Genomic DNA, 23,940 nt, shown 5'->3' with positions numbered 1-23,940 from the left:
AATCGCATTCAGCACCCAGGATAAATCGTCCGCTACATGCGGTAAAACACAGTGTTTGACGAAAATGATCGAAATCTGTCATGTCTCTGACTATGACAAAGCTGGAAATCGGGGCGCTTCAGGCCCTCTGCGCGATTCAGGACCAAGGCGGCGTGTCCCGCGCCGCAGCTGCGCTTGCGCTGTCGCAATCGGCCGTTTCTCACAAGATCAAGCGGCTGGAGGACGTGCTTGGCTGCGCCCTGCTGGACCGCCGGACCGGCCGCCCCCGCTTCACACAGGAGGGCGAGAAGCTGCTTGGCTATGCACGCCGCATCCTCGCCCTGCAGGACGAGGCACTTCATGCGCTGAGCACTGAGCCTTTGAGCGGCCGGATAAGGTTGGGCGTGACCGAAGACATGACAAGCAGCGGGGTGTCCCGCGTCCTTGGTCGCTTTACCCGTCTTTACCCCGCGATATCGGTGCAGATCAGCGTTGCGCAAAGCCGGGTGATCGCGGATCGCCTAGACCGGGGTGAACTGGATGCAGGCGTCTTTCAGGTGTTCGCAGACGAGCGTCGGCCAGATGACGTGACGCTGTTCGAGGACAGCCTGAACTGGGTCAAATCGCCTGAACTGGCACTGGACATGGATCGGCCGATACCGCTCTTGGCCTTCGATGACGACTGTTTCTACCGCGACTGGGCGCTTCACCGCGCCCCGCAACCGGGGGCAGGGTTCCGCCTCGTCATGGAATGCGCGAGCATTGCCGGCATGACATCAGCAATCCGCGCCGGACTGGGTGTCAGCCTTCTGAACGGTCGGCATGTCGAGCCCGGTTTCGACGTTCTGACAGGCCACGTCCCGCCGCCGCCCAACCTTGCCTGTATCGTTCGCACCGGTCCGAAAGCGCGCAATGCGACCATCATGGCCCTGATCAGGATCGTGGCTGACGAACCCGGCTGGCATGCGGACAAGAGTCTTGGGAAAGCCGTTGATCTTGTGAAAGGCCGGAACAGACGCGGCACCGCTGCGCCATAAGTCATGGTCGAGAGTCGGCTGCTTTGGCAGGGTCAGCTTGGCGCGTGGTCAGGCTGATCCAGAGGCGCAAAGGCTTGCGCGTCTTGCTTTGAGTGATCGACGCCCGTTCCTTAACGTGGCCCGCAGCATAATCGTCGTTCACCTTCAGGCAGATCAGTAAGTGACGACCACCACAACCCTGTCAAAGTAAGTCCCGACCATCCCTTGCTGACCAGCAAGAAGCCTGCCGAAAACGGTCAGGACCTGTTGAGCTCCGGTGCCGACGCTTGTCGCGAGAGTTCCGGCGCCAAGCCCCCAGTTCTGGCTGCGCGATGCGTCATGGTAAAGACCGTAGGCAAGCAAATGCCCGCCGTTTTCCATCCGACGACCCGACGCGCCTGTGTCGACGGCGTGAAGTCCCTGATCCAGACCCACCGTGTAGGCGGACCCATTGGTGCAGGACACGGATATACTGGCGGTCTCGTCCACCGGGGTCACGATCGCGGCCTCAATGGTCCCGAAATCCATGTTGGACACGTTGACCGTGCAGCTTGCGACGACTGTCGCCTGAACCGTGAATGACGTTGCGGTGCCCGTCTGATCGCAGGCCGCCTCGCCATAGGCCAGCAGGACATCTGCGCCAGCCTCAAACCGGGACATGTAAGGTCCGATCGTGGCCTGAGCGCCGATCGAGGTGACTTCGGCATAAATCGTCGGCACAATCGTGGCGCTGCCCGACGCATCGAGCGCGAGGGCGAAACCGGCGGTCTGCCATGTGATACCACCGGCCGAGACCACGTTGTTTGCTGTCAGCTGATACGCAAGCGAAGCTGCCCCGGTCCCCGACAGAAGCCGCGGCGTCAGGCCCGGGCCGCTGCCGCCGCTGCCCGCCCCGATCGTCACGCAGGCCACAGCCGATGCGCCCGGTGTGCCGCCCGAGCAGGAGATGGTCACCGGGCCGCTGGTTTGTGGCGATTGCCCGTCACGCACCGAAATCTGGCCGAAATCCAACGGCACCAGATCTGCTTCGCAGACCAACGCCGCGCGGGCGGGAAGTCCGGCACTGGCAAGGATCACCACGCCTGCGCCCAGAATCAAGGATCGGCCTGTCATCTGCACTCCACTCCCTCGATGTATACCTGATCCTCTGCCTGCCTGGCATAAGCGAAACTGGCGGAGCAGTTGCCACCGGCTGTCTGCGCCGTGATCTGATTGCGTGCCCCGAGCCCGGTGATCCAGACCTCGCCATCGTATCCGACCGGAAACGCCGCAGATGACCCGGCCAACCGGACCTCGGTCCCGGGGGCCAGAAACGTGCCGTTGGCGTCGCGCAGCACCACCAGCGCGGCAGCGTCGGGCTGGCCGCCGAAATCCAGCACCACGCCAGAGCGCCGCGCCGGAACCACATCCATTGCCGTCGCGGCGATGCTGGCCTCTGACGGCAGGTCAAGTGGGTCTATGGAAACCCGGTTCAGTCGATATGATCTGAGGTCCGGTACCAACGCCCGGCCCTGTGGGCCGGTCTGGGCCACCTCTCGATTGTTCAGGCTGACCGGGACACCCGCAAGCCCCAGATCAAGCACGGCAAAGCCATCCTGAATCCGGTTGCTTGCAAACACCCCGCCGCCTGCCATTACCAAAGCCCCGTCAAATGTTGCACTTGCGCTTGCGCCAGCTGTGCTGTCGCGCAGCGCAAGATCCGCCCGGCCAAAGCGGCTCTGATAGGTCGCACCAAAGGCGCGGTTCTGACGCGAAAGGTTGGCCCGGTAGCCATAGCTTCCTGCCCGGCGATCCGCTGCGCGTGACAGGCTGGTGACGGTGTCGGTGCGCCCGTATCGGTCGCGCTGCAAGCCAACGCTCGCATGGTCGGACGTTCCAAGCAGCATGGACAGGCCGATCGAAGCCCCAAAGCCGCCGTCGCCCGCGACATCCTTGAACGCGTTGACCCGCACCGACGCCGCCCGCCAAGGAAGCTGCCGTGCATAGGAAACCGAGAAAATGGTGTTGGTCAGAGCGGCCCGTTCGGAATTGATCAGACTGAGCCCCAGACTGCTGGTGTTGGCCAAGACCGGAAAGGTCAGTGTGAGCGCATCGAGGGCTGTGATGTCCCCAAAAGAGGATATGCCCGGCAAAGTCTCGCCCGACCCGTCAGGCGAGGTCACCGTGGCCAGATCCTGAAACGCGCCAAATGTCCGCCGGCTGCTGAGCCGGACGGCAACGCCGCCGACTTCGGTGCGCATGGCGCCAAAAACGAAACTGCCGGTGTCAGGCCCATTGACGCTTTTGCCGCCCGCCAGAGTGACTTCGGCCCGGTTGAACAGAACCGTGTGAACCCCGAACCCGGCCATCTTCAAGGCGCCAAGCGTTTCGGCGCGGGCCTCGAGTGTCAGGCGATCCGAAACACCGTAGCGCAGACTGGCCGCAACGGCAGTGCCCTTGCCATAGGAAGACCGCCCGTCGCCATAGGGCAGACGCGCGCGCCCGGCTTCGAAGGAATAGTCCAGCATGCCGCCGGTCAGAAGGTTCTGGGTGGCGAAGAAGGGCACCATCGTGGTCTGTTCATTGCCAGCAGCGTCGCGCAGCACAAAGATGGCCTCGCCGCCGCTTGTGATCATCGGAACATTCGACAGATTGAACGGCCCGGCGGCGACCGCCCCGGAATAGGCACGCACGTTGTCGACATAAACCTCGAGGCTGGAGGGAACGGCGGGCGATCCGGAAAAGGACAGCAATGGGCTGGTCACCACATCGTCGCGCAAGGAAAAATCGCGGCGGATCTGAAGCCCGCCAAGGCGCACGGGCCGCGCCCAGGCCGGGCCGGATGTCGTGAAATCCCCCGCAGTCAGCGACATCATCCGGCCGGGGCTGGACACGGTGAAAGCGGTGTCATGGCGGTTGAACGCGGCCGAGACAGGCTCGTTGAACCGGGAGCTGACGGTGCCTGTGGTGGTCAGCACCCCAAGTGGGGTGAAGGCCCGCAGATCCAGGCTGGCAAAGGCCTCTTTGGGTCGAAATCCGTCGGCGAAGAGGTTATCGCCCAGATTGGCCGTGACCCGGTAGTTCAGGACCACCCCAAAGCCCGCCTGAGCTTCGGGCCGGTCCTGTCTTGGCACCGCGGAAATCTCGACAGGAATCAGGGCTGCACCCCGGGCAGTCAGATGCAGGGCTTGCCCGGGTGCATCATAAACAAAGGCAAGGCCCGGTATCTGGTCCAAAAACAAGCTCTGCCCCAGATGGCGTGGCGCCGAGATGCCAATGCCTTCCAGTTCGTGGCGCTGCACTGTCATGCGCTGCGACTGACGCGACAACGCGACCTCGGCCACCAGACCTGTATCGCGTCCGTTGATCGAAATCAGCAGGAACAAGGCTTCATCGGCATCAGGGTCATAGTCTGATCCGCCGCCATTGGCCGCAGGTTCGGCTGACAACTGCGCAATTTCGTCACGCGTTTGCGCGCCCGAGGCAAGGACAGAGGCCCATCCGACGATACAGAGGCCGATCGCCGTTACGGGGAAGTGGGTCCAACTGCGCACTGGTGTTCCCCCTTGTGTCGGACGGCAGCGCAGAGGTGCGCTGCCGCAAGCGCCATCGTGGTCAGACCGGAGGGCCAAAGCACAGGGGCACAGAGTGACGCACGGTGAACTTCACCACCTGATCTTGCTGGCTGGAACCCGGCAGCTGATCCACCAGAACCCGGTAGCACTCTTCACCCCGCACGGCGGACTTGGCGGTACGCACCAGGCGGATGGTCAGTTCCTGGTTCGGAGCCATGCGCATGGCGGGCGGGCTGGCCACAACATCGCGCGTCGCCGTCAGCCTGTTCTTGCCGCCGTCACGGTGCCAGCGCATCACGCGGACCTGACCCAAAGTGGCACCGGGCCCGCCCGCCTTTACGGTCAGCGTCGCCGTCTTGGTTCCGGCGGCAACTTTTATGGAGGTCGGGGAAACGGTGAACTCATTCGCGAGGGCGGGACCGGCTAGCGACAGCACGCTCAGCAGAACGGCAGCGCATATCTTTGACCGTGCAAACATCGACATGTCATGAACCTTTCTGCGCCTCATGGCGCATAGACTGCAGTCAAGATGACCGTGTCGCCGTAGGTGCCCATCGGGTAAGCAGAGTTCGGCTGGATCTTGCCATAAAGAGTCGTGTTGTACGTGTTGGTTGTTCCCACCCGCACCAGCGTGACCGCGCCTTCGGTGGCGATATCCGCACCGCCCGCCTCCAGCACATGCAAGGTGTATGGCACCAGATCAGACCCCGAAGCCAGGTTGCGCTGCGTGGTGGGTGGGGCCGCGTTGGCCCCCATCCCGACCAGAATGGTGGTGACCGTCGAGGTGCCGTTGCACACCAGGGTCACGACAGCAGACCCGTTGGTGACTGCCGAGACGCTCAGCGTACCAAAGGCGAGCGGAGCCGCGGACAGTGTGCAGGTTCTGCTGACCGTCGCGGACACACCCATTTCACCGACGGCGGTCTGTGCCTGAGCCAGACTGACGGCAGCAAGCATCATTCCTGCGGCAACCGCAGGGACAGAGCGAATGTTCATTGGGTTGTTCCTTGTTCGGAACCGGCAGTCCCGAATGCAGCCCGTCATTAAGACCAGCTATGGTTAACATGGCCATTTTCAGCTGAGTTGCAATGCATTTGCACAGCTTCAGGTTGACTGCTTGATGCATCTTTGTGCAATGCCACCCCAAAAACTGACTGGCGCGCGGAATGGTTTCAATGGCCAGCGGTGGGAACGCGTTGAAATCGCATGGTAACTCAAAAAGTAACCTGAACTACAGCAGCAAACGCCAAAGGGTCAACAGGGCCTGAACTTTCTGAGCCAGACCCTTATGCGGGCCTGTACGGCGCCGACAATTCCTGCCCCCTGTGCGCAGTGACGCGGAGCGCGACACCGATCACCCCTTTTCAAGGGCTTCCAGAATACCCCCGTGAGCCGCGTCTTGGTCCGCGACGACATCCGCGACAAGCCTGGACCACTGCCTGATCGTCATTCCCTCGGATCAGGGGAATTTTCTGGGCGATCATTGGCTGGGCGAAAAGACCTTCGGTCACGACGCCTCGGTCAACGCGACCCGAGGCAGGGCGGGCGGCCATAGCTTTTGTCGCAAGGTCCACAATATGGCGTCGCTGAACTGGTATTCTCGTGCTTTCTTCCCTCGCCCACCTGTCCTGGGTCTTATTTGGGTTGCCAGAAGCGGATTTGCAGAAATACTATCTGCGTCAGAGGTTGCGGGTGGTTCCATCTGATGGACGCACCCGAGGGTTGGGAGGCCCTTTCCACCTGAAGGAGGATAGCACATGCAGTTGACCGACACCCGGTCGGAACCTGAAGCGGCGCTTGGCGGTATCGAGACGATGACCGAACCGAAGCGGGCCGAAGGCTGGATGCGTCCGGTCGAATGTCTGGCCGCAGCACTGCTGCTGGTGATGATCACCATGGTGCTGGCGAATGTGTTCTTTCGCTATGTGCTGGCCACGCCGCTGATCTGGGGGGATGAAGTTGCCTCGCTCAGCTTTATCTGGATGGCGATGCTGGGCGCTGCAATCGCGGTGGACCGGCACGAGCACATGAAGCTGACAATCTTTTTGCCGATGATGCCCCCCGCAATTGCCCGCATGGCCGAGATCGCGGGACAGGTGCTGGTCTGTGTCCTGTTGTTGCGCCTGCTGCCGGTGGCGGTCGAATATGCCTATGAGGAATCCTTTATCACCTCGCCCGCGCTGGGTCTGCCGATGACCTGGCGGGCGGCGGCATTGCCGGTGGGAATGGGGCTGATGACGGTGCTGATGGTGCTGTCGGTGGTGCGTACCCGCGAATGGCGGATCATCGCGGCAACCTTGGTGGTGACAGCGGCTGTCGTGGCGCTGCTGTGGTTTGTCCGCCCGACGATGCTGGGGATCGGCAACTGGAACCTGCCGCTTTATCTTGGCCTGTTCGTGGCGGTGCTTCTGGTGGTGGGGGTGCCGATTGCCTTTTGCTTTGCGCTTGGCACGCTGTCTTATCTGACTTTTGCCACCAATGCCCCGGTGTTCGTGATGATCGGGCGGATCGACGAAGGGATGTCGTCGCTGATTTTGCTGTCGGTGCCGGTATTTGTTCTGCTGGGGTGTATCCTTGATGCCACTGGCATGGGCCGGGCCATTGTGATGTTTCTTGCCTCGCTGATGGGGCACATCAAGGCCGGGATGAGCTATGTGCTGCTAGGCTCGATGTTTCTGGTTTCGGGGATTTCGGGGTCTAAGGTGTCGGACATGGCGACGGTGGCCCCGGCGCTGTTCCCCGAGATGAAGCGGCGCGGCCATTCGCCGCCCGAGATGACGGCGCTGCTGGCGACCGGGGCGGCGATGGCCGATACCGTGCCGCCGTCCATCGTGCTGATCGTGCTGGGCTCGGTGGCGGGGGTGTCGATTGCAGGGCTGTTCACGTCGGGCTTTGCCATCGCCATGGTGCTGCTGGTGGTGCTGGCCCTGCTGGCGCGCTGGAAGGCCCGGCACGAGATCATGGACGGCATCCGCCGCGCCAGCCCGCGCGACATTGGCCGTGCGCTGCTGATCGCCGTGCCGGCGCTGGTCTTGCCGTTCATGATCCGCAGTCTGGTCGGCGGTGGCGTGGCAACCGCGACCGAGGTGTCGACCATCGCGGTGGTCTATGCCTTTGTGATCGGGATTGTCCTTTACGGCGGCATTCCGCGCGCAAGATTGCTGCCGATGCTGGTGGAAACTGCCGCGATGTCGGGGGCGATCCTGCTGATCCTGGGGGCTGCATCCTCTATGGCCTGGGCGCTGACCCAATCGGGCTTCGCGCGCGACCTGATGGCCATCGTGACGGCCCTGCCCGGCGGTTGGGCCACGTTCATGCTGGCCTCGGTCGTGATCTTTCTGGTGCTGGGCTGCATTCTGGAAGGGTTGCCTGCACTGGTGCTGCTGGCCCCGATCATGTTCCCCATCGCCCGCAGCCTTGGCATCCACGACATCCATTACGCCATGGTCATTGTCACCGCGATGAACATCGGGCTGATGGCACCGCCCATCGGCATCGGTTTCTACATCGCCTGCAAGATCGCGAAGGTGCCCGCCGACGCGGTGATGGGCCGGATCTGGCCCTATCTGGTGGCCTTGCTGATCGGGCTTGGCGTCATCGCCGCCGTGCCCTGGTTTTCGACCGCATTGCTTTGAACCCTTAAGGAGGAGGAACCCTTATGACCATCACCCGCCGCACCATCCTGATGAGTGCAACCGCATCCGCAGGCCTGCTCGCCGCGCCCTTTGTGCGCCGCGCCGACGCCCAGGCTGCCGAATTCACCTACAAGTTCGCCAACAACCAGCCGCTGACCCACCCCAGCAACATCCGCAGCGCCGAAGCCGCCGCTGCGATCCTTGAGCAATCCGGCGGGCGTGTCGACATCCAGATTTTCCCGTCGAACCAACTGGGCGCAGACACCGACGTGCTGGGCCAGCTGCGCGCCGGTGGGGTGGAGTTTTTCCTGTTGTCACCGCTGATCCTGTCGACGCTGGTTCCCAACGCCTCGATCAACGGGATCGGCTTTGCCTTCCCGGGTTACGATGCGGTCTGGAAAGCAATGGACGGCGACCTTGGTGCCTATGCACGCGGGCAGATCGAAGCTGCGGGACTCGTGGTGATGGACGCGATCTGGGACAACGGGTTCCGGCAGATCACCACCTCGACCAAGCCGATTGAGACCCCTGCCGATCTTGAGGGCTTCAAGATCCGGGTGCCGGTGTCGCCGCTCTGGACCTCGATGTTCACCGCCTTTGGCTCCGCCCCGGCCTCGATCAACTTTGCCGAGGTCTATTCGGCCTTGCAGACCGGGATTGTCGACGGGCAGGAAAACCCGCTGTCGATCCTGAAGGTCGCCAAACTGTGGGAGGTACAGAAATATTGCTCTGTCACCAACCACATGTGGGATGGGTTCTGGCTCTTGGGCAACCGGCGGGCATGGGCCGCCCTGCCCGAGGATCTGCAACAGATCGTGGCCACGAACTTCAATGCCGCCGGGGTGAACCAGCGCGCCGATCTTGCCACGCTGAACGCATCCTTGCGAGCAGAACTGGAAGCCGAGGGTTTCACCTTCAACGAACCCGATCCTGCCCCGTTTGAGGCCAAACTGCGTGAGGCCGGGTTCTATGCCGAATGGAAAGGCACCTATGGCGACGAAGCCTGGGCCATTCTGGAAAGCGCCGTGGGGCGCACGCTGGCCTGAGGACGAAAGGTCATGACCCTGCCGATGCAAGACCCGGATGTGACGGCCACCTCGCAAGGGGCGACCGGCGCACAGGCCGTGCAGCGGGCGCTGTCGCTTTTGTCGCTGGTCGGCAGGGGGGGCAGCGCGGGTCTGGGGCTTGCACAACTGACAGCGGCGGCGCGGCTGACCCGGCCAACCGTCCGCCGTCTGCTTCTGGCGCTGGGGACCGCGCGTCTGGTGGAGCAGGATGCGGTAACGCGGCGCTACCACCTTGGCCCCGAAGCGTATCTGCTGGGCAGCCTTGCCAGCCCGCGGCACGGGATGCTGCGCCATGCCGCCGATGCCGTGCAACGGCTGGCAGATGAGACCGGCGACACCGCCTTTCTTTCGGTGCAGCAGGACGATCATGTGCTGTGTCTGATGCATCAGGAGGGTCGCTTTCCCATCCGTACGCAGGCGCTGAAGACAGGTGACCGCAACCCTATCGGTCTGGGGGCGGGCGGGCTTGCCCTGCTCGCGGCGCTGCCAGAGGCCGAGGCGGACACGCTGTTTGCGCGCATCACCCCTCTCGTGACGCGGATTGCCATCGCTGATCTGCGCGCCGATGTGGCACGTGCCCGCATCTGCGGTCATGCGCTGAATCCGGGACGGGTGGTGCCGGGGTCCTGGGCGCTTGGCGTCGCCGTGCGCTGGCCCGATGGCCGCCCCGCCGCGGCCCTGTCCGTCGCCGCCATCGAGAACCGGATGGCCCCCGACCGCCAGCCTGCACTTGTGGCGCTGTTGCAGCGCGAGGCGGCACTGGTCGAGGCGCGGCTGGCGCAGCATTTTGTATCCTCCGAACGACAGGACACCGCATGACCGATCCGATGATCGTGGGCTGGGCCCATAGCAAGTTCGGCAAATCGCCCGCGCCGGACACCACCAGCCTGATGGCCGAGGTGGCAAAACCTGCGCTTGACCACGCCGGCATCCCGCCCGATGCGGTGGATGGCATCTTTGTCGGCGTCTACAACAACGGCTTTTCGCGGCAGGATTTTCAGGGCGCACTGGTGGCGATGGGCACGCCCGAGCTTGCCGGCATCCCCTTTATGCGCTGCGAGAATGCCTGCGCCACCGGGTCGGCGGCGCTGTATGCCGCAGCGGATTTCATCGCCTCGGGGCGCGGGCGGGTGGCGCTGGTGATCGGCGCCGAAAAGATGACCGCCACCCCGATGGCCGAGGTCGGCGAGATTCTGCTGTCAGCCAGTCATGTCCCCGAGGAAGCCGGGATCGACGGCGGCTTTGCCGGAGTGTTCGGCCAGATCGCCAACAGCTATTTCCAGCGCCACGGCGACCGGTCAGAGGAAATGGCCCTGATTGCCGCCAAAAACCATGCCAATGGCCTGCGCAACCCCTTGGCGCATATGCAAAAAGACTTCGGGTTCGATTTCTGCAACCGACCGTCCGACAAGAACCCGCTGGTCGCAGGCCCGCTGCGGCGTACCGATTGTTCGCTCGTGTCGGATGGTGCGGCGGCCATTGTGCTGGCCGACGCGGATGTGGCGGCGAGTCTGGCCCGCGCGGTGCGGTTCCGGGCACGGGCGCAGGCGGGCGACATCCTTGCCCTGTCGCGGCGCGATCCGATTGCCTTTGACGGCGCGCGGCGGGCCTGGGCAGCGGCCTTGGCGCAGGCAGGCTGCGGCGTGATGGACCTTGATCTGGTGGAAACCCACGACTGCTTTACCGTGGCCGAGATGATCGAATACGAGGCGATGGGTCTCGCCCCCCCCGGCATGGGCTGGCGGGTGGCGCGCGACGGCACCACGGCGCGCGGCGGTGCCCTGCCCGTGAACCTGTCGGGCGGTCTCAAGTCGCGCGGCCATCCGATCGGGGCGACAGGTGTGTCGCAGCACGTGATGGTGGCTGCGCAGCTGATGGGAGAGGCGGGCGACATGCAGTTGCCGGGTGCCACGCTTGGCGGGGTGTTCAACATGGGTGGCGCGGCGGTGGCCAATTATTGCTCGATCCTTGAGAGGGCGCGATGACAGAACCGAAGGGCGGCGTCACCCCGGTTTCGACGCGGGTGATGAACCTGGCCACCTTGCTGAGCCAGTCGGCCCGGCGCGACCCGGGCGGCATCGCGCTGGTGATGGGCGATACCCGCTGGACATGGAGCGCGTTCGAGTCGCGGACCGATGCGCTGGCCGCCGGGTTGCAACAGCGGTTGGGGCTGGCCAAGGGTGACCGGGTGCTATGCCAGTCACAGAACTGTCTTGAAATGTTGCAGGCCATGTTCGCGGTCTGGCGGGTGGGCGCGGTCTGGGTGCCCGCCAATTTCCGCCAGACGCCGGAAGAAGTGGCCTACCTCGCCCAGTCTTCGGGCGCCCGGCTGATGCTGTGCAACGCGGGTTTTCCGGCGCATGCGGCGGCCTGTCCGGGGGTGGAGGTGCTGTCCTTTGGCGAGTCCGGTTTTGCGCCTTCGGTTCAGGCGCTGACCGAGGCTTTCACGGGCCAGCGTCCGCAGGTGGCGGAGGTGGATCGCGACGATCCGTGCTGGTTCTTCTATACCTCGGGCACCACGGGGCGGCCCAAGGCATCGGTGCTGACCCATGGCCAGATGGCCTTTGTCGTGAACAACCACCTTGCCGACCTGATGCCCGGGTTGACGGCTAATGATGCGTCGCTTGTGGTGGCCCCCTTGTCGCATGGCGCGGGCGTACACCAGCTGACCCAGATCGCGCGGGGGGTGAAGACGGTTCTTTTGCCGACCGACCGCTTTGATGTGCCGGTGGTCTGGGCACTGGTCAGGGAGTGGCGCATCTCCACCATGTTCACCGTGCCGACGATCCTGAAACTGCTGGTAGAGCATCCGTCTGTGGCCGGGGCCGACACCTCATCGCTGCGCTATGTGATCTATGCGGGCGCGCCGATGTACCGCGTCGATCAGCAAAAGGCGCTGGAAACGCTGGGGCCGGTTCTGGTGCAGTACTTCGGTCTGGGTGAGGTGACAGGGGCAATCACCGTGCTGCCTTGCGCGCTGCATCAGGCCGAGGACGGCCCGCTGGCGCGCATCGGCACCTGCGGCCATGCGCGGACCGGCATCGAGGTGCAGGTACAGGATGCAACCGGAGCCGAGGTGCCCCCGGGCCAGACCGGCGAGATCTGCGTCATCGGTCCGGCGGTGTTCACGGGCTATTACGACAACCCCGCGGCCAACGCGAAAGCCTTCCGCAACGGCTGGTTCCGTACCGGTGATCTTGGCCACATGGATGCCGAAGGGTTTCTCTACATCACCGGGCGCGAGTCCGACATGTATATCTCTGGCGGGTCCAACGTCTATCCGCGTGAGGTTGAAGAAAAGATCCTGACCCATCCGGCAATATCGGAGGTGGCCGTGCTGGGCATGCCCGACCCGCTGTGGGGCGAGGTCGGCTGGGCGGTCTGTGTCCCCGTCCCGGGCGGACAAGTGACCGAAGACGAAATCCTGTCGCATCTGGACGGCCAGCTTGCCCGCTACAAGCTGCCCAAACGGGTTGTGCTGTGGGAGGCGCTGCCGAAATCGGCCTATGGCAAGATCACCAAAAAGATGATCCGCGAAGAACTGGCCGCCCGTGGCCTGACCGGAGAGGACGCATGATCCACCCCGGCCCCCGAAGTGCCGACCGTGTGCAGGCGGTGCACACCACACTGATCCCGGTGCGGGGTGTGCTGCCGGCGGGTACGACGGTGATGCAGGCGGTGGGCGATCTGTTCGCGGCGCATGGCTGCAAGGGCGGGGTGCTGGCGCTGGATGGGGCCACCTGCGCGCCCTTGCGCTATGTGCTGCCGGCGCTTTCCACCGACGGGCTGCACGCGGCCTGGTATTCTGACACTCACGCGCCGGATGGCCCGGTCACCATCACCCGCGCCACCGCGACTGTGGGCTGGCGCGACGGCGCGCCGTTTCTGCATTGCCACGGCATCTGGACGCCCGGCGAGGTGCCCCGGATGGGCCACCTTTTGCCCTTTGACTCGGTGCTGGCGGCTGATGCGCAGGTCTCTGGCCTTGGCAGTTCTGACGCGTGGTTTGAGGGTCTGCCAGACCCCGAGACAGCCTTTACCCTGTTCACGCCGCAAGGCGGCGGCAACGGCCCTGCCCTGCTGGCGCGCATTCTGCCCGAAGAAGATTGCATGACGGCGATCGAGGCGCTGTGCGCCGCCCATGGCATCCGGGACGCCCGCCTGCATGGCGTGGGCAGCATCGACCACATCCGCTTTGCCGAAGGCCACCGGATGGATTGCCTTGCCACTGAGCTGCGGCTGGACGGGGCCACCATCCGTGCCGGACGCGCGACCCTGCCCATTCAGGTGGTCGACATCCACGGCACCATCGCCACCGGCACGCTCACCCACGGGGGGAACCCCGTCGGCGTGACACTGGAACTGATCATTGAACCGGAGACACTCACATGACCAAAGTTGCCCTGATTACCGGCGCCTGCCGGGGCATCGGCCTTGCCACGACCGAGCTGTTCCTTGAGCAGGGCTGGCGCGTGGTCATGGCCGACCGCGACACTGACGAATTGCATGCGGTGGCGGGCAAGTTGCAGAACGTGCTGGCGGTGCAGGCCGATGTCTCGATCCCCGCCGAAGTTGACCGCATGGTGGCCAAGGCGCTGGCAGGGTTCGGCCGCATCGACGCGCTGGTCAACAATGCCGGTGTGGCGCTGTTCGCGCGGGTGGGCCAGACCACGTTTGAAGGCTGGCGCGAGGTGATGGCGACCAACCTTGACGGCGTGTTCCTGTGCACTCAGGCCGCGACCGAGGCCCTTGCGGAAACGCGCGGGGCCATCGTCAATATCGCCTCGATTTCCGGCCTGCGCGCCTCGACGCTGCGGGTGGCCTACGGCACGTCGAAGGCGGCCGTGATCCACATGACCAAACAATACGCTGTGGAACTGGGCGAACAGGGCATCCGCGTGAACTGCGTGGCACCGGGGCCGGTCAGGACCAAGCTGGCGATGGCGGTCCATGCGCCCGAGATCATTTCGGCCTATTACGACGCTATCCCGCTGAACCGCTATGGCGAGGCGCGCGAACTGGCAGAGGCCGTGGTCTTTCTATGCTCGGAAAAGGCCAGCTTCATCACCGGGCAGGTGCTGGCGGTGGATGGCGGATTTGATGCGGCGGGCGTGGGTCTGCCTGCCCTGCGCAGGGAAAACCAGTGACAGTGGGGGCTGGCCGCAGTCAGGGCGAGGTGGCAAGGCCACCTCACCCTGACTGGCGTCAGCCGCTGAACAGCCCCGCATAGTCCTGTCGCAGCAGGTTTTTCTGCACCTTGCCCATGGTGTTGCGCGGCAGGTCTGGCAGGATCAGGATCTGCTTGGGCTGCTTGAACCGGGCAAGCGACTGACCCAGGGCCGCCGCGATGCCAGCGGTGTCGATGCTGGCACCTTTCTCCGGCACCAGAACCGCCACCACCGCCTCACCAAAATCAGGGTGGGGCACCCCGATCACGGCGCTTTCCAGCACGCCGGGCTGGTCATCCAGGATCAGCTCTATTTCCTTCGGGTAAACGTTGTAGCCGCCGGTGATGATCAGATCCTTTTGCCGCCCGACGATGCTGACATAGCCATCCGCATCAATCTGACCGATATCGCCGGTGATGAAGAACCCGTCCTCACGCAGTTCCTCGCGGGTTTTTTCCGGCATCTGCCAGTAGCCCTTGAACACGTTCGGGCCGCGCACTTCGATCATGCCCGGCTCTCCCTCCGGTACGGTGTCGCCGGTGGCGGGGTCGGTGATCTTCAGCTCCACCCCCGGCAGCGGCAGGCCGACGGTGCCTGCGCGCCGGTCGCCCTCATACGGGTTGGAAGTGTTCATGTTGGTTTCGGTCATGCCATAGCGTTCAAGGATGCGGTGGCCGGTGCGGTCTTCGAACTGCACATGGGTTTCGGCGAGCAAGGGTGCCGAACCCGAGGTAAACAGGCGCATATGCGCAACCAGATCGCGGTCAAACCGCGGATCGTCCAGCAGCCGGGTGTAAAAGGTCGGAACCCCCATCATGGTGGTGGCCCTTGGCAGCAGGCTGATCACCTGATCCGCCTTGAACCCCGGCAGAAAGATCATCGACGCCCCGGACAGCATCACCACATTGGAGGCCACAAACAGCCCGTGCGTGTGAAAGATCGGCAGCGCGTGCAGCAGTACGTCATCGGGGGCAAAGCGCCATTCTGCCGCCAGAACCTCGGCATTCGACAGCAGGTTCTGCTGGCTCAGCATCGCGCCCTTCGACCGGCCCGTGGTGCCCGAGGTATAGAGGATCGCCGCCAGATCATCCGGGCCGCGCGGCACGGGCGTAAACGTCTCAGGGCCGGCATCGGCAAGGTCTGACAGCGTACCTGCGCCCACATCGTCCATTGTCTGGAACTGCGCGCCGTTCCGGTCAGCAACCGCAGAGAGTGCCTCAGCCCGGGCCGGACTGCCGACGAGCAGTGCCGCACCAGCGTTTTCGACGAAATAGGCCACCTCATCCGCCGTATAGGCGGTGTTCAGCGGCAGGAAGACCACGCCAGAGGCAAGGGCGGCGGCATAGAGCGCCAGCGCCTGCGGGGTCTTGTCGATCTGAACGGCCATACGGTCGCCCGGTTGCAGCCCCAGCCCGCGCAGCGCCGTCGCATAGCGCAGCGCAGCGGCATGGAATGCGGCCCCGGACATCGTGTTGCCGCCCGCATCGGTCAGAAACGGGCTTGTGCGCCCGGCCAAAGGGGCGACCAGAGTATCGAACAGCGGATTGGTCATGGTTTTCTTCCTGGAGTACTGCCCTGCGACAGGGCCTTCACCTGTTTCGACGCAGCAACTGTTTTGCTGGTGACGAAGGTTTCGTTATTCCGTTCGACCTTTGCCAGATCGTACAGATAGTTCACCATGGCCGAGCAGGATTGCTGCATGCCGTTGGCCGAGGTATCGGCCAGACCATGCACATCGTGCAACAGCGCGCCATTGCCCAGATGGAACCGCGCCACCGGATCGGCGGGCATTCCGTCACCGCGTTTGGCGGTCAACAGATACTCGGCGGTCAGCGACCGGAGCGTTGCCAGATGCGGGCCAAGCGCGTCGGCGCTGCCTTTGGCTGCCGCCTCCAGCACCGCCGCCGCCTCTGGCCGGTCTTTGGCGATGGCCTTCAGGTGCCGTGACAGTCCCGGCACAGGCGACAGGGTGACAAAGGTTTTCACCTGCGGCAAGTCACGGCGCAACTCGTCAACCACCTGTTTGATCAAGGAGTTGCCAAAGGAAATGCCGCGCAACCCCTCCTGACAATTGGAGATCGAATAGAATACCGCCGTATCGATTTCCGTATCGGGCAGCGGCACCCGCCCCTCGGCCAGCAGGCGCTGGACCGAGCCGGGGATCCCGGCACACAGCGCCACCTCGACAAAGATCAGCGGCTCTTCGGGCATTGCCGGATGAAAAAACGCAAAGCAGCGCCGGTCCGACGGACGAAGGCGGCGTTCAAGGTCATTCCAGTCATTGATGGCATGCACGGCTTCATAGGCGATGATTTTCTCAAGGATATTGGCGGGCGTGCGCCAGTCGATATGACGCAGGACCAGAAAGCCGCGGTTGAACCAACTGGCGAACAGATGCGCGAAATCGAGGTCGATGCGCTGCAGGGCGGGCGATTTCTTCATCTGCAAAAGGTCCAGCCGCATCTGCACCAGTTCCTCGGTCGCGCCGGGGGCCTGGTTCAGGCGGCGCAACAGTTCTTGCCGACGCGGCTCGGCCGCGCGGCTCAGATCTGCGTAGGCAGCGGCATCGCGATCAGTGGCGTAGCGTTCGGCTGCCGCTATGACTTTGCCGCAGTCGATGTCAAATGCCTCGGCCAGATGTTCGAAGAAGGTGTGTTTCTCCTCCGGGCTCATTGCGCGGTAGCGTTGCAGGATATCCCGCGCCAGCCGCATCCCCGACACCTCGCCCTGCGCCGACAGCAGCTCTTCGCACATGGCGGCCATCGGTGCGTGGCTGGGCGTGTCAGCCTTGCCCGGCCGTCGCTCGAACAGCGTTCCCATGATATCGGCAAAGAATGCGATCCTGCTCATGTGTCGTGCTCCTTCAGGACGGGCCCATCACCAGATCGGGCAGCCAGGTTGCGATTTCAGGAACAAGGCAGAGGATGACAATGGCAAGGATCATGCATCCTACAAACGGCGCCGAGCCCACCAGAATGGTTCGCAACGAGATGTTGGGGGCGATGGAATTGATAACAAACAGGTTAAGCCCGACTGGCGGCGTGATCAGGCCGATTTCCATGTTGATCGTCAGGATCACCGCGAACCAGTAGGGGTCGAACTGCGCGGCATCAAGGATCGGCAGCAGGATCGGCGCTGTCATCAGAATGACGGCAACCGGGGGCAGGAAAAATCCCGCGACCAGCAGGAACAGGTTGATGATCGCCATCAGCACCCAGCGGTTCACATCCAGTTCCGCAATCCACTGCGCCACCGACTGGGTGATGAACAGCGATGACATCATGTAGGCAAACACCCCGGCTGCGGCCATGATGAACAGGATCATCACGCTTTCGCGGGTGCTGTCGCGCAGCACGGCCCAGATCGCCAGCGGGTTCCACATCCGGTAGATCACGATGGCCATGCCAAGGCAGAGCACCGCCCCCACCGCCGCCGTTTCCGAGGTGGTGGCGACCCCGCCATACATCGCGTAGAGCACACCCAGAATGACAACCAGAAACGGCAGGATGCGGGGCAGGATCTCGAGCTTTTCGCGCAGGGAATAGTGGCGAGGTGACAGCACGGCAATATTGCCCGACCGCCAGGTGGCAAAGATCGCCCAGGCCATGAACAGCGCCATCAGCATGATACCGGGCACCACGCCTGCCAGAAACAGCCGCCCGATCGAGGTTTCGGTGGCGATGCCGTAGACGATCATGGTGACAGACGGCGGGATCAGGATGCCAAGCGTACCGCCCGCCGCAATCGCACCGGCGGCGACGCCATCGGGGTAGCCACGCTTTTGCATTTCGGGAATGCCCATCTTGCCAATGGCGGCGCAGGTGGCGGGGCTGGACCCTGACATCGCGGCAAACAGGGCACAGGCCCCGAGGTTTGACACCACCAGCCCGCCGGGCACCCGCGTCAGCCAGCGCTCCAGCGCCTCAAACAGATCGGCACCGGCCCGGGTCGAAGCAATGGCCGCGCCCATGATGATGAACATCGGGATCGACAGGATGGTAAAGCTGTTGAGATCGGCAAAGAAGATCTCGGGCATCATTTCCAGTGACCGCGCGCCGTCAAAGATCAGCAGGAATGCCGCAGACACCACCAGCAGCCCGACGGCCACCGACACACCGGAAAACAGGACAACGATTGTCGAGAGGGCGACCAGTCCGCCCAGAAGCAACGGATCCATCACGCCTCCCTTGCGCCGAAGGGCGCGTCAATACCTGTGGCCAGCGCAACCAGATCGGCCAGCAATTGCAGAACAAACAGCCCGAACCCGATGGGCAGCGCCAGATAGGGCACCCATAGGCGCGGGGCCCAGACACTCGACGACTTCCAGTTCCGGTCGTAAGCCTCAAGCCAGATGTGCATCGAATGCCAGGCCAGCAGCGCGATCACCACAATCGTGGCGCTCAGCACGACATAGGCCAGCACGCGGCGCGCTCGCAGCGGCAGCGCAAGCGGGATCAGGTCCACATTCACATGGCCGCGCAGCTTTTGCACATAAGGAAGGCCGATGACGGTGGCGGCGATCATCAGATAGATCACCGCTTCGGTCTGCCAGATCGTCGACTGGCCCAGCACTGTGCGCACAAAGATCATATGACACGTGACAAACAGGGCGATCACGGTGAATGCGGCGGCAACCCAGCCGCAGACAGTGGACACGGCGCGAACTGCACGAACAAAACCTGCCCCTTTGCGGTCAGCAGGGGTGGAGGGGGAGAATACGGGCATGAGGCGTCTCCGAGAGAGGCGAGCAATTTGGTCTGCCGGTCGGGCGCGGAGGACTGGCCCCGCGCCCGCGCCCGGTCACTCTACCGAAAAGGCGAGGTCGAGCAGGCGCTGTCCGTCCGGCACCTCGGCCACAAACTGCTTGTACGAAGACTCTTGTGCCAGAGCTTTCCAGGCGTCGAAATCTGCCTGCGTCATTTCAGCGATCTCGACTCCCGCAGCGCGGAATACCTCGACCGACTGCGCATCCTCCTTTTTGGCCTCTTCCAGATAATAGGCTTCTGCCTTGGCCGCACCGGCCATCAAGGCTGCCTGTTGCTCGGGTGTCAGCGCATCAAAGGTGCTCTTGGTGATCAGCATCGGCTGATACATGAACCACAGGGCCACATCGGCGGCCGGTGTGTAGCACTTGGCCAGTTCCTGCAGCCGGAACGATACAAAGGATGAGGACGAGGTGTTAAGCGCGTTCAGCACATTCTGCTGCATTGCATTATAGGTTTCGGACGACGGCATCGACGCGATAGAGGCCCCTGCGGCCTGCAGCATCTCTTCAAACCCCTTGCCGGCGGCACGCACGGTCATGCCCTTCACGTCTTCAGGGCTGGTGATGCATTCGCCCATGCTGGCAAAGCCACCGGCCAGATAGCCGGGAACCAGTGTCATCACGTCATCTTCGTTCAGAATGGTCTCAATCTCATCCATGAAGGGTGAGTCGTTCAGCCGCGCGGCGTGGTCGTGGTTCTTGACCAGTCCCGGCATCAGGGTCAGGTTGTATTCGGGGCGCTGACCGCCCGCATAGGACAGCGGCAAAACTGTCATGTCCAGCTGGCCACGGCTCAGCGGCAGGTATTGCTCGGTCGCCTTGAACAGCGAGCCGGATGGAAAAATCTTGATGGTCAGATCCACGTCTGCCGCCGCGACCTCTTCGGCCACAATCTCGGCAATGCGGTGGCGCAGATCACCCGGCGAAAACTGGTGCGAAAGCCGAAGCTCCTCGGCTCCGACTGATGTTACGCACAGGGCCAGCGATGCTGCGGCACAACCCGCGATTGTTGTATATTTCATGGAAACCTCCTCCCAAAGGCTGCATAGATTGCGTCGTCATGAAGATCATGATTGCCGTTGCAAATATACAATGTCAATCTTATTGTATACAAGAAGAGACATCAGGTATTCCAGCCATGCAAGAGCTTCCCCTCGACAGGCGTACAGACCAGATCCGCGAAGCGTTGGAAGAAATGATTGTGGAAGGTCACTTCCAGGACGGTGACCGTCTGGACGAAGTCAGCCTTGCGAGGCAGTTCAATGTCTCGCGCACACCCTTGCGAGAAGCCTTTCAATCACTTGCAGCATCCGGACTGGTAGAGCTGCGCCTGAGACGCGGGGCCTTTGTCAAATTCCCGGCGCTGGAAGACGTGATCGAGATGTTCGATGTCATGGCCGAGATAGAGGCGATGTGCGGTCGATATGCGGCCCGCCGGATGACAAAAGGCGCTGAAGCAGAGATTTCTGCCGCCCTTCTTGGCTGCGAAAGGGCCTTTGCTGCCGATGACTTTGACGGCTACTACCATGCAAACCATGCGTTTCACGCGTTGATCTATCGCGCGTCGGGCAACCGCTTTCTGGCGGGCGAAGCAGAACGCCTGCACCGCCGCCTCAAGCCCTTCCGCCGTCTGCAACTGCGTCTGCGGGGCCGGATGCGGGAATCGCTCAAGGAACACCGCATGATCTTTGATGCTCTGGTCGCCGGCGACGAGGTGGCGGTGACTGCCAAATTGCGCGACCATGTCGCAGTACAGGGAGACCGCTTCAACGACCTTGCGGCCCAGTATCGCCGATCAATCGGCGCTGCAGGACGGCAGAGCGAGCGGATGTAGATGTGCGGCACCAGCCGGATACGGACCCGGTCGCAGATCCTTGTCCGCCCGATGCCCGATGCCTGGTGCAGTTCGGACACCTTGGCCTCGGCAGGCAATGCATGCAGCTCCGGCAACCGCCGGGCCTGACCGCGGTCAGCCGATGGTGCGGCGCAGCACGTCCATCCAGTTTCCCCAGCAAAGCCGCGCGATCAGATCCGTGCCATACCCGGCCTGTTCCATCGCCTGCGTCAGCCTGGGCAGGCCCGCCGCTGAGCCAATGAAGCGCGGGATCATCGTGCCGTCGAAATCCGACCCCAGCGCCACGCCGCCCTCACCCAGCCGTGCGATCAGATGGTCGACATGGCGCAGCATCACCTCGGGCCCGGTATCGGCGTTCTTGATACCGTCCTCACGCAGAAAGGCCACCCCGAAATTCAGACCCACCAGCCCCTTGCTTTCGGCAATCGCGTCAAGCTGGCGGTCGGTCAGGTTGCGGGTGGCGGGCGCCAGCGCATGGGCTGCGGAATGGGTGGCAACCAGCGGCGCATCTGACAGCTTTGCCACATCCCAGAACCCAGCCTCGTTCAGGTGGCTGAGGTCGAACAGGATGCGCAGGCGGTTGCAGGTCGAAAGCAGGTGTCGCCCCGCCGCTGTCAGCCCCGGCCCGGTATCGGGCGAGGCGGGGAAGTTGAATGGCACGCCATGGCCAAAGATGTTGTCCCGGCTCCAGACCGGGCCGAGGGACCGCAGGCCAGCGGCGTGGTACAGGTACAACTCGTCCAGATTGGCGCCGATCCCCTCGCAGCCCTCGATATGCAGCAAGGCCGCGATTGCGCCCGCCGCCTGCGCGGCCTCGATGTCAGCGGCACTCCGGCACAGGCGGATCGCGTCGGGCCGGTCTGCGGCCATGCGGTGCAGGATTGCGGCCATTTCCAGCGTCACCTGACGCGCCATCTTGGGGTCGACGGGTTCAAAAGCACGATATGTTGCCATCGGATCCGGTGCCGTCGCCGGATCGCCAGGAGCCCAAACTGCGAAAAAGCCGCCCGCAAACCCACCCGCGCGGCACTTTTCCAGGTCAACATCGCCATTCGCCCCCTTGAAGAATGCAGCCCCCGTCCGGTCGCCAGCCGACCAGAGTTTGCTCAGAATATCATTATGACCATCGAAAACCGGGCACATCGGCATGGGTTTCTCCTTCTTTGTGACAGCAACAAGACTCGCCTTGACAGGGGGGTGCAAAAATTGCCCAGTTGGTCAAAGTTGCGCCTGCCCGGTCCGGGTATAGACGCTTGGCAACAAGAGAGACAGGGAGTCTTCCATGAAGTTTGACCTTACCCTTCGCCGTGCCGGTGCCCTCGCGCTGGCATCTTTTCTGGCCGGGACCGCACCTGCCGCGCTGATGGCGCAGACCCCCGCCGATACATTGGTGATCGCGGATGCGATCGACGACATCGTGTCCATCGACCCGCATGAGGCCTTCGAATTTTCCGGCACCGACCTTATAAACAACACCTATGACACGCTGGTCGAGCTGGACCCGACAAAACCGGGTGAACTGGTCCCCGGTCTGGCCGAGAGCTGGGACGTGGCAGAGGATGGCGTGACCTATACGTTCAAGATGCGCCCCGGCGTCACCTTTGCCTCGGGCAACCCGGTCCGGGCCGAGGATGCGGCGTTTTCCCTGCAGCGCGTGGTCAAGCTGAACAAGACCCCGGCCTTCATCCTGACCCAGTTCGGATTTACCCCCGAGAATGTCGAGGAAATGATCACCTTTGACGGTGACACGGTCACTTTCAAAACCGATCAGCCCTATGCGCCGAGCTTTGTCTATAACTGCCTGACGGCGGCTGTGGGGGCAATTGTGGACAAGGAAACCGTCATGGCCAATGAGGCCAATGGCGATATGGGCAATGAATGGCTGAAGTCGAACACGGCCGGGACAGGGGCCTATGTGCTGCGGTCCTACAAACCGTCTGACAGCTATATCCTTGAGGCGCGGGAAGGCTATTGGCGCGGTGATGCCAAGCTCAAGCGCGTCTTCATGCGCCACATCCCGGAAGGCGCGACCAACCGCCTGCTGCTGGAGCGTGGCGATATCGACATCAGCCGCGAGGTGACTTCGGTGGATATCGAAGGCATGGAAGGCAATGCCGATATCCGCGTGGACACCGACCTTGCGGGCTATATCTATTACATCTCCGCCAACCAGAAGAATGAGGCACTGGCCAATCCCAAGGTGCTGGAGGCGATGCGTTGGGCCATCGACTATCAGGGCATGACCGAAAGCTTCCTCAAGGGCGAACAGACCGTGCATCAGGCCTTCCTTCCGCGTGGCTATCTGGGTTCGATCGAGGAAACCCCGTATTCGCTGGACATTGAAAAGGCCAAGGCGCTGCTGGCAGAGTCCGGGGTCGACCTGCCCCTGAACATCAAGATGTCGGTGCGCAACAGCCAGAACCGCACGGATATGGCGCAGTCGGTGCAGAACACCTTTGCCCAAGCCGGGATCAACCTGACCCTTTCCATCGGCGAGGGCGCGGAAGTACTGGGCGAATATCGGGCCCGGCAGCATGATCTGACGCTGCAAAGCTGGGGGCCCGACTATCCCGACCCGCATACCAACGCCTCTACCTTCGTGATCAACGGCGACAACTCGGATGAGTCCCAGTTGACCGGCAGCCTTGCCTGGCGCAACGCCTATGATCCGGGCGAGCTGATGACCATGACCGAAGCTGCCGTGATGGAGCGTGACACCGACACGCGCCGCGCCATGTACGAGGACATTCAGCGCAAACACCGCGATACCTCGGCGTTCATCATGATGTTCCAAGAAAACAACCGTACCGCGATGCGTACCAACGTCAGCAATTTCTACACCGGCGGCACCGTGGATTCGGTGACTTACTGGCTGGTCGAGAAGTAAGGGCCTTTCGGCGG

The 23,940-nt window shown here is 63.1% G+C and carries 20 protein-coding genes; 10 read left to right on the top strand and 10 right to left on the bottom strand.

What is annotated here, in order from left to right:
* Positions 1-80: 80 nt before the first annotated feature.
* On the top strand, positions 81-1,016 hold the full coding sequence (locus J2X53_RS17730) for a LysR family transcriptional regulator (RefSeq protein ID WP_349038830.1): 936 nt from the start codon (positions 81-83) through the stop codon (positions 1,014-1,016).
* A 153-nt stretch (positions 1,017-1,169) separates the two neighbouring features.
* On the opposite strand, the gene J2X53_RS17725 is transcribed toward J2X53_RS17730, so the two are convergent.
* From J2X53_RS17725 to J2X53_RS17710, 4 genes are all read right to left on the bottom strand, one after another.
* Positions 1,170-2,108, bottom strand: coding sequence for a spore coat U domain-containing protein (locus tag J2X53_RS17725; protein ID WP_349038829.1), 939 nt, complete (start codon positions 2,106-2,108; stop codon positions 1,170-1,172).
* On the bottom strand, positions 2,105-4,528 hold the full coding sequence (locus J2X53_RS17720; RefSeq protein WP_349038828.1) for a fimbria/pilus outer membrane usher protein: 2,424 nt from the start codon (positions 4,526-4,528) through the stop codon (positions 2,105-2,107). The genes J2X53_RS17725 and J2X53_RS17720 overlap by 4 nt, the downstream gene beginning before the upstream one ends.
* A gap of 61 nt (positions 4,529-4,589) precedes the next feature.
* On the bottom strand, positions 4,590-5,033 hold the full coding sequence (locus tag J2X53_RS17715; protein WP_349038827.1) for a fimbria/pilus periplasmic chaperone: 444 nt from the start codon (positions 5,031-5,033) through the stop codon (positions 4,590-4,592).
* A gap of 20 nt (positions 5,034-5,053) precedes the next feature.
* Positions 5,054-5,545 (bottom strand): spore coat protein U domain-containing protein, encoded by a 492-nt coding sequence (locus tag J2X53_RS17710; RefSeq protein WP_349038826.1) that lies wholly within the window; start codon positions 5,543-5,545, stop codon positions 5,054-5,056.
* 761 nt (positions 5,546-6,306) lie between these two features.
* Between J2X53_RS17710 and J2X53_RS17705 the strand changes: the two genes are divergently transcribed.
* From J2X53_RS17705 to J2X53_RS17675, 7 genes are read left to right on the top strand one after another with little or no spacing between them, the layout of a single operon-like run.
* Entirely contained in the window at positions 6,307-8,184 is a 1,878-nt protein-coding gene (locus J2X53_RS17705) for a TRAP transporter large permease subunit (RefSeq protein ID WP_349038825.1), read from the top strand.
* 23 nt (positions 8,185-8,207) lie between these two features.
* Complete coding sequence (locus tag J2X53_RS17700; protein WP_349038824.1) at positions 8,208-9,230, top strand: TRAP transporter substrate-binding protein; 1,023 nt, start codon at positions 8,208-8,210, stop codon at positions 9,228-9,230.
* A gap of 12 nt (positions 9,231-9,242) precedes the next feature.
* Complete coding sequence (locus J2X53_RS17695) at positions 9,243-10,070, top strand: IclR family transcriptional regulator (protein ID WP_349038823.1); 828 nt, start codon at positions 9,243-9,245, stop codon at positions 10,068-10,070.
* The gene (locus J2X53_RS17690; protein ID WP_349038822.1) at positions 10,067-11,236 is read left to right on the top strand and encodes an acetyl-CoA acetyltransferase; all 1,170 of its coding nucleotides are present in this window, start codon (positions 10,067-10,069) and stop codon (positions 11,234-11,236) included. The genes J2X53_RS17695 and J2X53_RS17690 overlap by 4 nt, the downstream gene beginning before the upstream one ends.
* On the top strand, positions 11,233-12,828 hold the full coding sequence (locus tag J2X53_RS17685) for an acyl-CoA synthetase (protein ID WP_349038821.1): 1,596 nt from the start codon (positions 11,233-11,235) through the stop codon (positions 12,826-12,828). The genes J2X53_RS17690 and J2X53_RS17685 overlap by 4 nt, the downstream gene beginning before the upstream one ends.
* Complete coding sequence (locus J2X53_RS17680; protein ID WP_349038820.1) at positions 12,825-13,643, top strand: DUF296 domain-containing protein; 819 nt, start codon at positions 12,825-12,827, stop codon at positions 13,641-13,643. Before J2X53_RS17685 ends, J2X53_RS17680 begins: the two co-directional genes overlap by 4 nt.
* Positions 13,640-14,398 carry an SDR family oxidoreductase gene (locus J2X53_RS17675; RefSeq protein ID WP_349038819.1) on the top strand — a complete coding sequence of 253 codons (759 nt, stop codon included), beginning with the start codon at positions 13,640-13,642 and terminating at the stop codon, positions 14,396-14,398. Before J2X53_RS17680 ends, J2X53_RS17675 begins: the two co-directional genes overlap by 4 nt.
* Before the next feature lie 58 nt (positions 14,399-14,456).
* Here J2X53_RS17675 and J2X53_RS17670 read toward each other — a convergent pair whose 3' ends face one another.
* The 5 genes from J2X53_RS17670 to dctP all read right to left on the bottom strand — a co-directional run bounded on the left by J2X53_RS17670 (position 14,457) and on the right by dctP (position 20,206).
* Positions 14,457-15,971 (bottom strand): malonyl-CoA synthase, encoded by a 1,515-nt coding sequence (locus J2X53_RS17670; RefSeq protein ID WP_349038818.1) that lies wholly within the window; start codon positions 15,969-15,971, stop codon positions 14,457-14,459.
* Complete coding sequence (locus J2X53_RS17665) at positions 15,968-17,260, bottom strand: malonyl-CoA decarboxylase (protein ID WP_349038856.1); 1,293 nt, start codon at positions 17,258-17,260, stop codon at positions 15,968-15,970. The genes J2X53_RS17670 and J2X53_RS17665 overlap by 4 nt, the downstream gene beginning before the upstream one ends.
* A 22-nt stretch (positions 17,261-17,282) precedes the next feature.
* A complete protein-coding gene (locus J2X53_RS17660) occupies positions 17,283-18,596 on the bottom strand; it encodes a TRAP transporter large permease (protein WP_349038817.1) in 1,314 nt (437 codons plus the stop codon).
* Positions 18,596-19,144, bottom strand: coding sequence for a TRAP transporter small permease (locus J2X53_RS17655; RefSeq protein ID WP_349038816.1), 549 nt, complete (start codon positions 19,142-19,144; stop codon positions 18,596-18,598). The genes J2X53_RS17660 and J2X53_RS17655 overlap by 1 nt, the downstream gene beginning before the upstream one ends.
* A 75-nt stretch (positions 19,145-19,219) precedes the next feature.
* Positions 19,220-20,206 carry a TRAP transporter substrate-binding protein DctP gene (gene dctP, locus J2X53_RS17650; protein ID WP_349038815.1) on the bottom strand — a complete coding sequence of 329 codons (987 nt, stop codon included), beginning with the start codon at positions 20,204-20,206 and terminating at the stop codon, positions 19,220-19,222.
* A 116-nt stretch (positions 20,207-20,322) separates the two neighbouring features.
* On the opposite strand from dctP, the gene J2X53_RS17645 reads away from it, so the two are divergent.
* A complete protein-coding gene (locus J2X53_RS17645) occupies positions 20,323-21,018 on the top strand; it encodes a GntR family transcriptional regulator (protein WP_349038855.1) in 696 nt (231 codons plus the stop codon).
* 135 nt (positions 21,019-21,153) lie between these two features.
* Here the strand turns inward: J2X53_RS17645 and J2X53_RS17640 are convergent, their stop codons facing one another.
* A complete protein-coding gene (locus J2X53_RS17640) occupies positions 21,154-22,182 on the bottom strand; it encodes a membrane dipeptidase (RefSeq protein ID WP_349038854.1) in 1,029 nt (342 codons plus the stop codon).
* A 139-nt stretch (positions 22,183-22,321) separates the two neighbouring features.
* Between J2X53_RS17640 and J2X53_RS17635 the strand changes: the two genes are divergently transcribed.
* On the top strand, positions 22,322-23,926 hold the full coding sequence (locus tag J2X53_RS17635) for an ABC transporter substrate-binding protein (RefSeq protein ID WP_349038814.1): 1,605 nt from the start codon (positions 22,322-22,324) through the stop codon (positions 23,924-23,926).
* The last annotated feature ends 14 nt before the right edge of the window (positions 23,927-23,940 follow it).

It is taken from the genome of Pseudotabrizicola sp. 4114 (assembly GCF_031457365.1).
Taxonomy (GTDB): Bacteria; Pseudomonadota; Alphaproteobacteria; order Rhodobacterales; family Rhodobacteraceae; genus Pseudotabrizicola.
The sequence above is the reverse complement of the archived record's forward strand: the minus strand, read 5'-3'. Positions and strand labels throughout refer to the sequence as shown.